Source organism: Methyloversatilis thermotolerans (assembly GCF_000372885.1).
Taxonomy (GTDB): Bacteria; Pseudomonadota; Gammaproteobacteria; order Burkholderiales; family Rhodocyclaceae; genus Methyloversatilis; species Methyloversatilis thermotolerans.
Genome location: NZ_KB889967.1, coordinates 1,891,981 through 1,904,335 on the forward strand (window position 1 = coordinate 1,891,981; position 12,355 = coordinate 1,904,335).

Here is a 12,355-nt window from a genome sequence, read left to right on the forward strand (position 1 = left end):
GGCTCAGTCAATCTCGCCTTCCGTCTCCATGTCCTTCAGCGTGATCGGCCGCACACTGCGGCTGGCTTTGGCGGCGGCGTCATCCAGCGGCAGCGAGCGCATGTCGTCCAGCGTGCGCGCGACCTGTTCCGCGAAACGCGCGGCTGGCAACGGCAGCGCACGTCCCTTCAACTGACCGAGCACCAGCGGACCGTAGGCCCCATCGGCCTCGTCGATCGGACGCACCGCCAGCCCGGGATCGTCACGCCAGCGCGCCGCGCCGATATCGACCTGGAAACAGATGATTTCAGTGCCCTTCACCAGCTCGGCCATCAGTTCGAAGGAATTCGACTCGATCACCGGATTGGGCTGCAGCGAACCGCCGGCCAGCACCTGGTCTATCAGTTCGCGACCGGAATAGCTCGGCTCGGGCAACGCCAGGTCGTACATGAGACAGTCGCGGATGCGCACGCGCTGCCGCTGCGCGAGCGGATGCTGTGCATCCATCACCGCCACCATGCCCTGTCCTATGGACATGATGGGCTGCAGTTCGGCCGCATGCGGCGGGCGGAACACCAGCAGCAGATCCACCTCGTAGGCGATCAGGTGGCGCATCGCGGTCGTGTGGTCGCATACCGTGATCGACAGCTTCACCAGCGGATGCTTTTCGCGGAAAGCCACCACCTCCTTCATCAGGAAGCCATTCACCACCGCCTGGCTGGCCGCGATGCGTATTTCGCCGCGACGCAGGCCGTTAAGCGCCTCGATCTGCGAATACACGCGGCGCAGATCGGCGTTCTGCCGCTTGATCCAGCCGATGAACAACTCGCCGGCCGCAGTGAGCTGCACGCCGGAAGACGTGCGCTCGAACAGCGTCGCGCCGATGTCGAACTCGACGTCCTGTATGCGCCGAAGCAGCGCCGATGGCGTCAGGTGGAGCTGTTCCGCCGCGTGACGCACCGAGCCGAAGCGGGCCACTTCTTCCAGATAACGCAGCACGCGCATATTACGTAAGGCCATGACGGCTCCTCGATCACGATTGGTCAACACTTGCGCGCGGATTTGGCACCACGGTGATTCGCGCACGACACGTAGCATGGGGTCGTACCGGATGCGACGGATGCGCCCCGCGCGGGCATGGGGACAACCGAAGCAAACGCGGTGCCAACACGACGACGCCGATCGTGGATGCGTGCGCACACCCGCCTCGCGCACGGGCATCCCGGCCGATACGGCGTCCCATCGAACGACAGTGCATGCGCCTCGGCCGACAGGAGACAACATGGATCTGGATCTGCAAGGAAAGGTGATCATCGTGACCGGCCCCACCCGGGGACTGGGGCCTGCCATCACGATGGCATTCGCGCGCGAAGGCTGCAAACTGGTGCTGGCGAGCCGCGACATCGAGGCGATCGAGGCGATCGCCATGAAGACGGAAAGCGATGGCGGTGCCGCACTGCCGGTGCGCTGCGACATCACGAGTCCGACCGAAACCGATCGCATGGCCGAACTGGCGGTGAAGCGGTTCGGCCAGATCGACGGGCTGATCAATGTCGCGAGCGACACCGGTCCGATCGGTGACGCGACCTGGAACACCTCGCCGGCGGAATTCGAGCACACCATGCAGGTGAACCTGCTCGGATGCTTCAACACCATGCGGGCCGTGCTTCCGCGCATGATTGCGCGCCGCTACGGCAAGATCGTGAACGTCGGTGGAACCTATGGCATGCGCGCCCGCGCCGGGCGCATGGCCTACTCGACATCCAAGTGGGGCTTGCGCGGTCTGACCAAGTCGGCCGCCATCGAAGCCGGTCAGCACAATGTCAATGTCAATCTCGTGGCGCCGGGCATGGTCGATGACGAACGCTTCCGATCGAAATGGATTCCGGAAGCGATGAGCAAGTACGGGCTGAACGAGGAGCAGGCCGAACTGCGGCATGCGGAGGAATACGCGATGCGCCGCATCACGACCATGAATGACGTGGCGAATGCCTGTCTGTTCCTCGCCTCCGACGCGTCGCGCCAGATCACCGGTGTGGACCTGCCGGTCGACGGCGGGTGGGCTTCGCTGTGATGACCACGGCGCCGACGACACTGCTCAACGTAGCAAAAGTTTTCACTTCGCCCGGTGCGGAGGCACCGCTCGGGCCACAGCGCCTCCATCTGAAGCAGGGGCGCATCGCCGCACTAGAGCCGCTCGCGCACATCAATGGGGCGGCCATGCACCATGTCGTGCTGCCGGCGCCGAGCAATGCACACGATCATGGCCGCGGCCTGCGCACGCTCGCTTTCGGTGCACGCGACCAGTCGCTGGAAACATGGCTGCCCGAACTGGCGTACGAACCGCAGGTCGATCCCTACCTGCGCGCCGCAGTGGCGTTCGCGCGCATGGCCGAGGGCGGCATTGCCGCGGCGAATCACTGCCACAACACGCAGGACGGCCGGGCGCTGCTGAAGGAAGCACGCGGTGTCGCGCGCGCCGCACGCGATGTCGGCGTGCGCATCGCGTTCGCCGTGCCCTTCGCCGGTCTCAACAGCGTGGTGTACGGCGATCTCGATCCGCTGCTGCAGCGGCTGCCACACACCGACCACGCGCGCATCCGCGCGCAGCGCGTGCCGACGCGCAGCAGCGACGAGAACTTCGCGCTGGTGGAGGCCATCGCCGAACTGGAGCATGAAGGCTTCACCGTGCAATACGGCCCGGTCGGTCCGCAATGGGTGGACGACGACACGCTGGCGCGCATCGCGCAGGCAAGCGCGGACTCCGGCCGGCGCGTGCACATGCATCTGTTCGAGACGCAGCGTCAGCGGGCATGGGCCGACGCCCGTTACCCGGGCGGCCTGCTCAGGCACCTCGATGCGCTCGGCTTGTTGTCGCCCCGCCTCACCGTCGCGCACGCGGTCTGGCTCGATGCCGACGACTGTGCGCTGCTGGCCGAACGCGGCGTAACCCTCAGCGCCAATGTGTCGTCCAATCTGCGCCTGCGTTCAGGCGTGGCGCCGTGGTCGCACTATCTGGACAGTGGCGTGCGCTTCGGATTCGGACTCGACGGCATGAGCCTGGATGATGACGACGACATATTGCGTGAAACGCGCCTCGCCTGGCACCTGCTCGCCGCGAGCGACCGCCGCGGTCGCTTCGCGCACGCCGACCTGTTCCGCGCGCTGTGCGTCGACGGCCGGCGCAGCGTGCTGGGCGACGATGGCGGCGGCACGCTGCGCGTCGGCGCGCCCGCCGATCTGCTGGTGCTCGATACCCGGCGCCTGACGCGCGACCGCATCGCCGACGACCGCCCGGCCCTGCTCGACCTCATCATCGGTCGCGCCACGCGTCGCGACATCAGCCAGCTCGTCGTCGCCGGTCGCACCGTGGTGGACAACGGCCACTGCTGCAGCGTAGACCTGCCTTCACTGGAAGCGGAACTGATCGCGCAGGCCAAACAGGCGGCGCGCGACAATCCGCCGGACGCGGATGCCATCGGCCGTCTGCACGCGGCGGTGCGGGCGCACTACGGCTGCGCCTGTACCGGGCACGAAGACGACCGTTGAACGCATGCACCTCGGTCGATCACCGTTGCGTGCACGGCCGGCGGGGTGTACGGCAAAGCGCGAAAGCGCGGTCGCCTGGCGCCCTGCAAGGACGGGCCGGACGGTGTCACCCCGAGCGTGAGCGATGCATGCGGGCGACGTTTTCATGAAGCGCCTGAGCGCAATCCGGCGCCCCGGGGCCGGATTGCTGCATGCGGTCAGGGATCCAGGGTGCGCGCGAGATCGAAGGACAGGTCGGCGACACTGTGGGCGTCGACCTGCGCGCGGGCGGCGACCAGCTTGCGTGCCAGCAGGTGTTCGGCCGGGCGGTTCACCGAGTGCACCGCGGCGATGCGTCCCGCGCGCAGCATGAAAAGGCTGAAGCCCTTGTCCGCGGTGCGGCCTCTCAGCACGACCTCGTCGTCCGCCGCGGGCAATCCGGCCATCTGCAGCCGTACGCCGTGCTGGTCGCTCCAGAACCATGGCACGGCCCCGCACGGTAATGGCCGGCCGACCAGGCAGGACGCGATGGCGCGCGCGCCGTCGTTGGCCGCCTGTATGCTTTCCAGGCACACCGGCTGGTCTGGCTGCGGCGCGTGCGGGCTGGGCATCGCGGCGCAGTCGCCGGCGGCAAACACATCGCTCGCAGCGGTGCGGCCCAGCGTGTCGACCATGATCCTGCCGGCGGCATCGGCCGGCAGGCCCGCCTGCAGCGCCCACTCGGTATTCGGCAGGACACCGATGCCGGCCACCACCAGATCGCACTCGATGGCCGTGCCATCGTCCAGGCCGACACCGCACACCCGCCCCTGCCATCCACGCAGCTCGCGCACCTGACGGCCGCACAGCAGCTCGACGCCGCGCGTGCGATGCAGCTCGGCGATGTATGCGGACAGCAAGGGCGGCACGCTGCGCGCGAGCAGACGCGGCTGCGCCTCGATCACGCTCACCGCGATGCCGCGCTCGGCAAGCGCCGCCGCCACCTCCAGACCGATGAAGCCGCCGCCGATGACGGCGACGCGCTGCGCGCGCTCCGTCGCGGCGATCAGGGCCAGCGCATCGTCCAGGGTGCGCAGTGCGTGCACACCGGCCAGATCGGCCCCGGGCAGTGCGAGCGGGCGCGCGCGCGCGCCGGTGGTGATCGCCAGCACGCCATAGCGCAGCGCGCTGCCATCGGCCAGGCCGAGCGAGCGCTGGCCGATGTCGAGTGACTCGACCCGGCAGCCCAGGCGCAGTTCGATGCGCTGTTCGTCGTAGAAGGACGGCGCACGCAAGGGCAATTGCCCGGGCGCGGTCTTCCCGCTCAGCAGGCCCTTGGACAGCGGCGGTCTCTGGTACGGTGCGTGCGCCTCGTCGCCCAGCATCACGATGGGGCCGTCATACCCCAGTTCGCGTGCGCTGGCGGCGATCTGCAGACCAGCGTAGGACGCGCCGACTATGGTCAGCGGAGCATTCATGTCAGCTCTGGGTGTGCGGCACGCGCACGGTGAGCCCGTCGAGTTCCGCACTCATCGCGATCTGGCAGGCCAGCCGGCTGCAAGCCAGACGCTCGGCCGCCACCGCCGACAGCATGTCGGTTTCCATGTCGTCGGGGGGCGCCAGGCGGTCGACATCCGCGTCGGCGACATAGACGTGGCAGGTCGCGCAGGCACAGGAGCCGCCGCACTCGCCGGCGATGCCCGGCACATTGCCCAGTACCGCGATCTCCATCACCGACGCGCCGTGGCGTGCCTGCAGGGTCCGCGTGCTGCCATCCTTCAGGATGAAATGTATGACACTCATGGCTTGCTGGAATCCGCTCAGAACAGGTCGAAATACTCGCGGTGCTCCCATTCGGTCACCTCGAGGTTGAAGCGGGCGATTTCCGCCTCCTTGATGTGCGACAGATAGTCCACGAAGCCGCGCCCGAGCGCGGTGCACAGCCCCTCGTCCTCGCGCAGGCACTGCATGGCTTCCTGCAGCGAACGCGGCAAGGGCTCGGCCGGCGACTCGTACGGAACATCCGCCGAGGGTCCCGGATCGAGGCGGCGCGCGATGCCATCCATGCCGGAAAACAGTTGCGAGGCAAGATACAGATAGGGATTGGCGGTCGGTTCGCCGATGCGGTTCTCGATGCGCGAGCGCGCATCGCCCGCCGCACCGAGCACGCGCAGCATGGCGCCTCGGTTGTCGCAGGCCCAGCTCGCGCGGTCCGGCGCCAGCGACATCGGCCGGTAGCGGCGATAGCCGTTCAGCGTCGGGCTGGCCAGCGCAGCGGATGCGCGTGCGTGGGCCTTGAGCCCGGCGAGATAGTGCATGCCGAGCGGACTGAGCGGCGCGCCCTCGCACTCGGGCATGAAAGCGTTGCGGCCGTCGGCGCGCCTGCGCAGCGACTGATGCAGATGCCAGCCGCTGGACATGACGTTGGGAATGCGCGGCCGGCACATGAAGGTGGCGTGATAGCCGTTGCGCTGGCAGATCTGCTTGATCGCCGCGCGCAGCAGCACCATATTGTCGGCCGGCGCCAGCCCGGCCGCAGGGCCGAAGGTGAGCTCGAACTGGCTGGGCCCGAATTCGATCTCCAGCGAGCGCAGCGGCAGTCCGAGCGCCATCAGATGCGCGCGCAGAAGCTCCATCAGCGCATCCACGCGGTCATAGCGCTGCTCGGTCAGGTACTGGTGTCCGTGCGTGAGCAGGGACACCTCGGGCGGCGTGCCCGGCTGGCCGGAATCGGACAGGCGCATGCGCGCATCGTCGACGCGGAACACATGGAATTCCACCTCCAGGCCGGCGATGAAGTCCATGTCTTGCTTCGCCAGTTCATCCACCGCGCGCTGCAGGATGCGCCGCGTCGACAGCGGCGAAGGCGTGCCATCGCCCATGAAGGCATCGCACAGCAGCCAGGCGGTGCGCGGTGCCCAGGGCAGGACGCGGAAGGAACCGGGGTCGGGCACGATGACGAAATCGGCGCCGCCACGCATGCCCGCAAAGTCGAAGCCGCCGTTGTCCGAAAACACCGGAAACACGGTGCGGTGCGAAGTGTCCTTGGCCAGCAGTGTGGTGGTCATGTTCACGCCGGCGCGCAGACAGGACAGCGCCTCCGCGGCCACCAGCGTCTTGCCCCGGAGCACACCGTGCTGGTCGGGAAACGAGAAGCGCACGGTGTCGATGTCGCCGGACGCGATATGCGCCTCGACCTCGCGCGCGCGCGCATGCTGTTCGTCCGACCACAGGCCGTGCCGCTCGACGAAACTCATCGCGACACTCACCCGGCCAGTCGCGCCGATGCCCAGTCCGACTTGCGCCGGCGCTCCAGGTCGGCCTCGCGCCAGTACACGTCGGGATCGACCTTGCGGCCGATGCCGTCGATGGACGGCGGGCCGCTGAACGACGATGCCTGTTCGCGCGATATCAGCATCGGCGCACCCTGCCCGGCGCGCGTCGCTTCGATGGCCGCGACCAGCATGCGCCGGTAGGCGATGATGCCCTTGTCGGTGGTGCCCAGGTGTTCGCGCGTGCGGTCCTGTATGCGGCCCTGCGACTCGACCGCCCACTGGTCGTGCACATTGATGTCCATGCCCATGCCGGTATAGGTTTCGCTGGCCTGCTCGCGCACGTCATAGCCGTAGTTGTTGGCGCGGTTGCGGCGCGGCATGTAGTCGGGCAGCTCGTACAGCTCCAGCCGCTGCGCGCGCATCTGCGCCTTGTCCACCGGACCGGTGAAACTGGTGAAGATGGCGTACCAGTAACAGCTCGTGTCGTCGATCGGCACGTGCCACTGGGATATCGTCATTTCCGAACTCATCGGAATCACGAAGGCCTGCGGGAACACCACATTGGTCACGCGCACATGGGTGAGATCCTCGCTGATGTGGCGCAGCGCGGTCAGCCGCATGCCGTAGTCGGTGTTCTCGACCCGGATGTCGGGCCGGCCGTACTCGCGCAGCACCTGGGTGATCGGCATGCTGGAATCGGCGGATGGGCCGCGGAACTGCTTGCCATAGCTCGCCGAGGTGTCCTCGTCCTGGAAGAAGCGGTGCAGATAGGAGGCATGCGCCGGATCCATGCCCACTTCCAGCGCCTGCAGCCAGTTGCAGTCGAAATGCCCCTTGAATGCGAACACATGGCTGTCCGGCGCGACGAAACAGTCGAATTCCGGAAAGGCCGGCGCTTCGCCCTCGCCCAGATAGCCGAACACGATGCCGCCACGCAACTGCACCGGATAGGCGCGCTGGCGGATGCGCGTACACAGGCGGCTGCCTTCCGGCTCGGCCGGCGTGTCGATGCACTGGCCAGTCGCGTCGAACAGCCAGCCATGGAAAGGACAGCGCAGCCCGCCGTCCTCGAGACGGCCGAATGCGAGGTCGGCACCGCGATGCGGACAGTCGCGGTCGATCAGGGCCAGTCGCCCCTGCTCGTCGCGGAACAGCACGAGGTCCTGCCCGAGCACGCGCACCGCGCGCACCGGTCGCGGCCCGGCCAGTTCGTCCTCCAGCGCAACCGGTTGCCAGTAACGGCGCAGCAGGTCGCCGGCCGGTGTTCCCGGGCCGACCCGGGTCATCAAGTCATTCTGTTCCGCACTGATCATTGAGCGCTCCGGCCATGCGCCGGTCGGTGTTCATCACGCAAGCAGTATCGGGCGATTGCCGCCACCACCCCGTTGCCAATCGCGGCACGGGCAAACGCGAAGATGGAAACACCCGTGGTCGCGCACGCGCGACCTTGCGCGCCCGCGCACGTAGCCATCCGCGCGCCGTGCGCTGACGAAAAAAGCACCCCGGACGGGTGGGCCGGCTGGCTAGACTCGGCTGACACCTGAGCCACCGAGAACGCGCTCTCACCGACTTCAGCAGGCGGCCGCACAGCGGACCGCGCTGCCACCGAAAGCCCGCAAACCCTCTCTGGAACATCTATCCCATGGATCTGAAACTCAGGCAGAAAGTGGCCCTCATCACCGGCCCCGCAAAAGGCATGGGACGCGCCATCACGCTGGCGTTCGCGCAGGAAGGCTGCGACCTGGTGCTGGCCGGCCGCGACGTCGCCGCCATCGACACGGTGGCCACCGAGGCCGCGGCGCTCGGCGTCGGCACGCTGGTGGTGGCCTGCGACCTGACCGACGCGGCGCAGACCGAGGCGCTGGCGCAGGCGGCGCTGGCGCGCTACGGGCGCATCGACATCCTGGTGAACGTGGCCGGCGGTTCCGGTCCGATCGGCAAGACCGGCTGGGAAACCACAGCCGAGGAATTCAATGACATCGTCGAACTGAACATGACCGGCTGCTTCAACACCATGCACGCGGTGCTGCCGGCGATGATCGCGCAGGGCGGCGGCAAGGTGGTGAACGTGGGTGGCACCTTCGGCATGCGCGGGCGCGCCGGGCGGGTGGCCTATTCCGCGTCCAAGTGGGGATTGCGCGGTATCACCAAGAGCTTCGCGCTGGAAGCCGGCGCGCACAACATCAATGTCAATTGCGTGGCGCCGGGCATGGTCGACGGCCCGCGCTTCCGCGAGAAGGTGTGCGCCAACATGGCCGACAAGCTGGGCATCACGCTGGAGGAAGCGATGCGCCGCCACGCCGAGGACTATGCGCTGAAGCGGGTGAGCCTGGACGAGGATGTGGCGCACGCCTGCCTCTTCCTCGCCAGCGAGGTGTCGCGCCAGATCACCGGCGTGGACCTGCCGGTCGATGGCGGCTGGGCCGCGCTTTGATCCGCACACACACCCTTCCGCCGGCGTCCGGTCACGACCGGACCGTCGCATACACATTTCCAGGAGTCCATCCATGAGCAAGGCGGATCTCGTCATCCGCGGCGGCAGCATCGTGTCGCCCGAACAGATCATCGACGCGTCCATCGCCATCGCCGATGGCGTCATCGTCGCCATCGGTCACGACGACCTGATGCCGCCGGCGCGCGAGGAACTGCGCGCCGACGGGCAGTACGTGCTGCCGGGCGCCATCGACAGCCATGTGCACTTCCGCGACCCGGGCTATCCGCACAAGGAAACCTGGAAGACCGGCTCGGCGGCGGCCGCCTGCGGCGGCGTCACCACGGTGTTCGAAATGCCCAACACGAATCCGCCGACCGGCACGCTGGAAGCGCTGCGCATGAAGCAGCAGGCGGCCGCATCGTCCTATGTCGACTACGGCATACACGGCCTGCTCGGCGACGACACGATAGACCGGCTGGAAGAACTGCTCGAGGGCGGCGTCACCAGCTTCAAGGCCTTCGTCGGCAACACCTTCGGCAATCTGCCCGCACCCACCGATGGCGCGCTGCTGGAAGGCTTCGAAAAGCTGGCGCCGCTGGGCATACGCACCGTCGTCCACGCCGAGAACTCGTCCATCATGGCGCGGCGCCAGCAGCGCATGCAGGCCGCCGGCCGCATCGATGCGCTGGCCCACCTCGCGGCGCGGCCCGAGGTATGCGAGATCGAAGCCATCGGTCGCGTGCTCGCGCTCGCCGAATGGACCGGCGCGCGGGTGCACATCGCGCATCACAGCGCCGCCGATTCGCTGTTCGTGATCCGCGACGCCAAGCGCCGTGGCGTGGACGTGACGGTGGAAACCTGTCCGCAGTACCTGCTGCTCAATACCGACGACATGCGCCGGCTGGGCGGCATCCTGAGGCTGAATCCGCCGATACGCGAGCCGCGCCACAACCAGCCGCTGTGGGATGCGCTGATGGATGGCACGATAGACATGATCGCCACCGACCACGCGCCGCACGCCCCGGAAGAAAAGACACGCGAGGACATCTGGACCTGCGACTGCGGCTTCCCCGGCGTGGAAACGCAGATGCCGGTCATGCTGACCGAAATCAGCCGCCAGCGCGCCACCCTGATGGATTACGTGAAATGGACCGCGGCCGCGCCCGCCCGTGCCTGGGGTCTGTATGGCACCAAGGGCGTGCTGGCGGTGGGCGCGCATGCCGACATCGCCGTGGTGGACATGGGGCTGAAGTCGCTGGTGTCGCAGAAATCGCTGCAGTCGGTGAGCAAGATTTCGCCCTGGCACGGCCGCCCGGTGCAGGGAGCGCCGGTGCACACCCTGGTGCGCGGCCGCTTCGTGATGCGCAACCGCAGTCTGATCGAGGATGCCGCCGGCTGGGGCGTGTCGGTGAAGGGCATACAGAAGATGCCGACGCCGCGGCCCCGCCACACCGAGCACTACACCTCGGCCATCCTGGAAACGCCGGCGGGTGTTGCGCCCACGGCGAAGCCACAGGAACCGTGGGAGTGATGCCGGCATGAAGCGCATACGACAGGGAACACGCCAATGAGCAACGGACAGACGACGGCGCTGCGCAGCGTGGCGGTGTTCTGCGGATCGAATTTCGGCGTGTCGCCGGAATACACCGACGCGGCGCGCGCGCTCGGCGCAGCCATCGCCGCACGCGGCATCACGCTGATCTACGGCGGCACCAGCAAGGGCCTGATGGGCGTACTGGCGGATGCCGCGCTGGCCGCCGGCGGCAGCGTGACCGGCGTGATCAACCAGCGGCTGCATGACCGTGGACATCTTCATCCCGGCCTGAGCCGCCACGAGATCGCCCCCCACATGCGCGAACGCAAGGCGCGCATGGCCGAACTGGCCGACGCCTTCATCGCGCTGCCGGGCGGTCTGGGCACGCTGGAAGAACTGCTGGAAGCGGCCACCCTCACCCAGCTCGGCGACCATGAGAAAGCCTATGGCGTACTGGATACACGCGGCTTCTACCAGCCGCTGGTCGCCATGCTGGCGCTCGCCACCCGCGAAGGATTCCTGAAACCGGAACACCGGGACATGCTGCAGATCGAGTCCGATCCGCACGCCCTGCTCGACCGCCTGGCCGGCTGGCGCCGGCCCGACGTGAGCAAATGGATAGGCCAGCCCGGCTCCTGACACCCACTCACACGGACATCACATGGCCCGCATACGCATCACCGCAGGCGGCGACAGCTTCGTCGCCGAAACCCACGACCAGGCCCCGCGCACCGTCGCCGCCTTCCTGAAAATGCTGCCCTACCGGCAGAAGCTCATCCATGTGCGCTGGAGCGGCGAAGGCTGCTGGGTGCCGATGGGCGATTTCGTGCTCGAGCACGAGGGCGAGACGGTGGGCTACGAGAACCACACCTGCCACCCCTCGGTCGGCGACATCCTGTTCTACCCGGGCGGCTACAGCGAAACCGAAATCATCATGGCCTACGGAAGCTGCAGCTTCTCGAGCAAGGTCGGCCCGCTGGCCGGCAACCACTTCCTCACCATCGTCGACGGCCGCGAAAAGCTGCACGCGCTGGGCGTGCGCACGCTGTGGCAGGGCGCGCAGGACGTATCGTTCGAACTGATCGAGGGCTGAGCGGCGCGCGCCTGTCGCGGAGCGCCAGCGGCCACCGCAACGAAACAGCTCCTCAGCCTCACGCCTGTCGGGAAGCGGCGTGCCGGATGTCCGGCGTCCCGGATTGCGCTTTCAGCCCGCCCCGGCCCGCACCGCATTTGCGGTGCTTTCGACATGGGCGTCGCCCCACGCCTTCAGCGCATGAATGACGGGGGCCAGCGTCTGACCGTAATCCGTCAGCCGGTATTCCACCTTGGGCGGTACCTCGGGATAGACCTTGCGTGCGATCAGCCCGTCGCCCTCCAGTTCGCGGAGCTGGTTGGTGAGCATGCGCTGGGTAATGTTGGGCAGCAGGCGACGCAGTTCGTTGAAGCGCAACACCTGTTCGGTGAGCAGACGGTAGAGGATCACGCCTTTCCACTTGCCGCCGATCAGGTTGAGCGTGGCCTCGACCGTGCAGCCAGCGGCGCAGGTGAAGGTCGGGTGGGGAACGCGGGCCATGACAGTACCTTTTTGCACACTATATGCAAAGTATCTGCGTTCTTACGATGATC

General features: G+C 67.6%; 12 protein-coding genes. 6 read left to right on the plus strand and 6 right to left on the minus strand.

Annotation, left to right across the window (positions count from 1 at the left end; translation table 11 throughout):
- Positions 1–3 precede the first annotated feature (3 nt).
- Positions 4–999, minus strand: a complete 996-nt coding sequence (locus A3Q7_RS0108280; protein WP_040570684.1) for a LysR family transcriptional regulator — start codon at positions 997–999, stop codon at positions 4–6.
- Positions 1,000–1,261: 262 nt separating this feature from the next.
- On the opposite strand from A3Q7_RS0108280, the gene A3Q7_RS0108285 reads away from it, so the two are divergent.
- Positions 1,262–2,053, plus strand: coding sequence for an SDR family NAD(P)-dependent oxidoreductase (locus A3Q7_RS0108285; RefSeq protein WP_018411399.1), 792 nt, complete (start codon positions 1,262–1,264; stop codon positions 2,051–2,053).
- A complete protein-coding gene (locus A3Q7_RS19640; RefSeq protein WP_018411400.1) occupies positions 2,053–3,528 on the plus strand; it encodes an amidohydrolase family protein in 1,476 nt (491 codons plus the stop codon). Before A3Q7_RS0108285 ends, A3Q7_RS19640 begins: the two co-directional genes overlap by 1 nt.
- 197 nt (positions 3,529–3,725) lie before the next feature.
- Here the strand turns inward: A3Q7_RS19640 and A3Q7_RS0108295 are convergent, their stop codons facing one another.
- From A3Q7_RS0108295 to A3Q7_RS0108310, 4 genes are read right to left on the minus strand one after another with little or no spacing between them, the layout of a single operon-like run.
- A complete protein-coding gene (locus tag A3Q7_RS0108295; protein WP_018411401.1) occupies positions 3,726–4,964 on the minus strand; it encodes an NAD(P)/FAD-dependent oxidoreductase in 1,239 nt (412 codons plus the stop codon).
- 1 nt (position 4,965) lies between these two features.
- Positions 4,966–5,289, minus strand: coding sequence for a 2Fe-2S iron-sulfur cluster-binding protein (locus A3Q7_RS0108300; protein ID WP_018411402.1), 324 nt, complete (start codon positions 5,287–5,289; stop codon positions 4,966–4,968).
- A 17-nt stretch (positions 5,290–5,306) separates the two neighbouring features.
- Entirely contained in the window at positions 5,307–6,743 is a 1,437-nt protein-coding gene (locus A3Q7_RS0108305; protein ID WP_018411403.1) for a glutamine synthetase family protein, read from the minus strand.
- Positions 6,744–6,751: 8 nt separating this feature from the next.
- Positions 6,752–8,074, minus strand: coding sequence for an aromatic ring-hydroxylating dioxygenase subunit alpha (locus A3Q7_RS0108310; protein ID WP_018411404.1), 1,323 nt, complete (start codon positions 8,072–8,074; stop codon positions 6,752–6,754).
- Between the two features lie 329 nt (positions 8,075–8,403).
- Between A3Q7_RS0108310 and A3Q7_RS0108315 the strand changes: the two genes are divergently transcribed.
- The 4 genes from A3Q7_RS0108315 to A3Q7_RS0108330 all read left to right on the plus strand — a co-directional run bounded on the left by A3Q7_RS0108315 (position 8,404) and on the right by A3Q7_RS0108330 (position 11,822).
- The gene (locus A3Q7_RS0108315; protein ID WP_018411405.1) at positions 8,404–9,195 is read left to right on the plus strand and encodes an SDR family NAD(P)-dependent oxidoreductase; all 792 of its coding nucleotides are present in this window, start codon (positions 8,404–8,406) and stop codon (positions 9,193–9,195) included.
- A gap of 73 nt (positions 9,196–9,268) precedes the next feature.
- On the plus strand, positions 9,269–10,726 hold the full coding sequence (gene allB / locus A3Q7_RS19645) for an allantoinase AllB (RefSeq protein ID WP_018411406.1): 1,458 nt from the start codon (positions 9,269–9,271) through the stop codon (positions 10,724–10,726).
- A 36-nt stretch (positions 10,727–10,762) separates the two neighbouring features.
- Positions 10,763–11,368 (plus strand): LOG family protein, encoded by a 606-nt coding sequence (locus tag A3Q7_RS0108325; protein WP_018411407.1) that lies wholly within the window; start codon positions 10,763–10,765, stop codon positions 11,366–11,368.
- A 22-nt stretch (positions 11,369–11,390) separates the two neighbouring features.
- Positions 11,391–11,822: a DUF3830 family protein gene (locus A3Q7_RS0108330; protein ID WP_018411408.1), complete on the plus strand. Its 432-nt coding sequence runs from the start codon at positions 11,391–11,393 to the stop codon at positions 11,820–11,822.
- Between the two features lie 111 nt (positions 11,823–11,933).
- On the opposite strand, the gene A3Q7_RS0108335 is transcribed toward A3Q7_RS0108330, so the two are convergent.
- Positions 11,934–12,302: a winged helix-turn-helix transcriptional regulator gene (locus A3Q7_RS0108335; RefSeq protein ID WP_018411409.1), complete on the minus strand. Its 369-nt coding sequence runs from the start codon at positions 12,300–12,302 to the stop codon at positions 11,934–11,936.
- Between the last annotated feature and the right edge of the window lie 53 nt (positions 12,303–12,355).

Excerpts from the sequence above, each read along its gene's own strand:
- A3Q7_RS0108280 (WP_040570684.1), bottom strand. The coding sequence starts at position 999 with ATGGCCTTACGTAATATGCGCGTGCTGCGTTATCTGGAAGAAGTGGCC.
- A3Q7_RS0108285 (WP_018411399.1), top strand. The coding sequence starts at position 1,262 with ATGGATCTGGATCTGCAAGGAAAGGTGATCATCGTGACCGGCCCCACC.
- A3Q7_RS19640 (WP_018411400.1), top strand. The coding sequence starts at position 2,053 with ATGACCACGGCGCCGACGACACTGCTCAACGTAGCAAAAGTTTTCACT.
- A3Q7_RS0108295 (WP_018411401.1), bottom strand. The coding sequence starts at position 4,964 with ATGAATGCTCCGCTGACCATAGTCGGCGCGTCCTACGCTGGTCTGCAG.
- A3Q7_RS0108300 (WP_018411402.1), bottom strand. The coding sequence starts at position 5,289 with ATGAGTGTCATACATTTCATCCTGAAGGATGGCAGCACGCGGACCCTG.
- A3Q7_RS0108305 (WP_018411403.1), bottom strand. The coding sequence starts at position 6,743 with ATGAGTTTCGTCGAGCGGCACGGCCTGTGGTCGGACGAACAGCATGCG.
- A3Q7_RS0108310 (WP_018411404.1), bottom strand. The coding sequence starts at position 8,074 with ATGATCAGTGCGGAACAGAATGACTTGATGACCCGGGTCGGCCCGGGA.
- A3Q7_RS0108315 (WP_018411405.1), top strand. The coding sequence starts at position 8,404 with ATGGATCTGAAACTCAGGCAGAAAGTGGCCCTCATCACCGGCCCCGCA.
- allB (WP_018411406.1), top strand. The coding sequence starts at position 9,269 with ATGAGCAAGGCGGATCTCGTCATCCGCGGCGGCAGCATCGTGTCGCCC.
- A3Q7_RS0108325 (WP_018411407.1), top strand. The coding sequence starts at position 10,763 with ATGAGCAACGGACAGACGACGGCGCTGCGCAGCGTGGCGGTGTTCTGC.
- A3Q7_RS0108330 (WP_018411408.1), top strand. The coding sequence starts at position 11,391 with ATGGCCCGCATACGCATCACCGCAGGCGGCGACAGCTTCGTCGCCGAA.
- A3Q7_RS0108335 (WP_018411409.1), bottom strand. The coding sequence starts at position 12,302 with ATGGCCCGCGTTCCCCACCCGACCTTCACCTGCGCCGCTGGCTGCACG.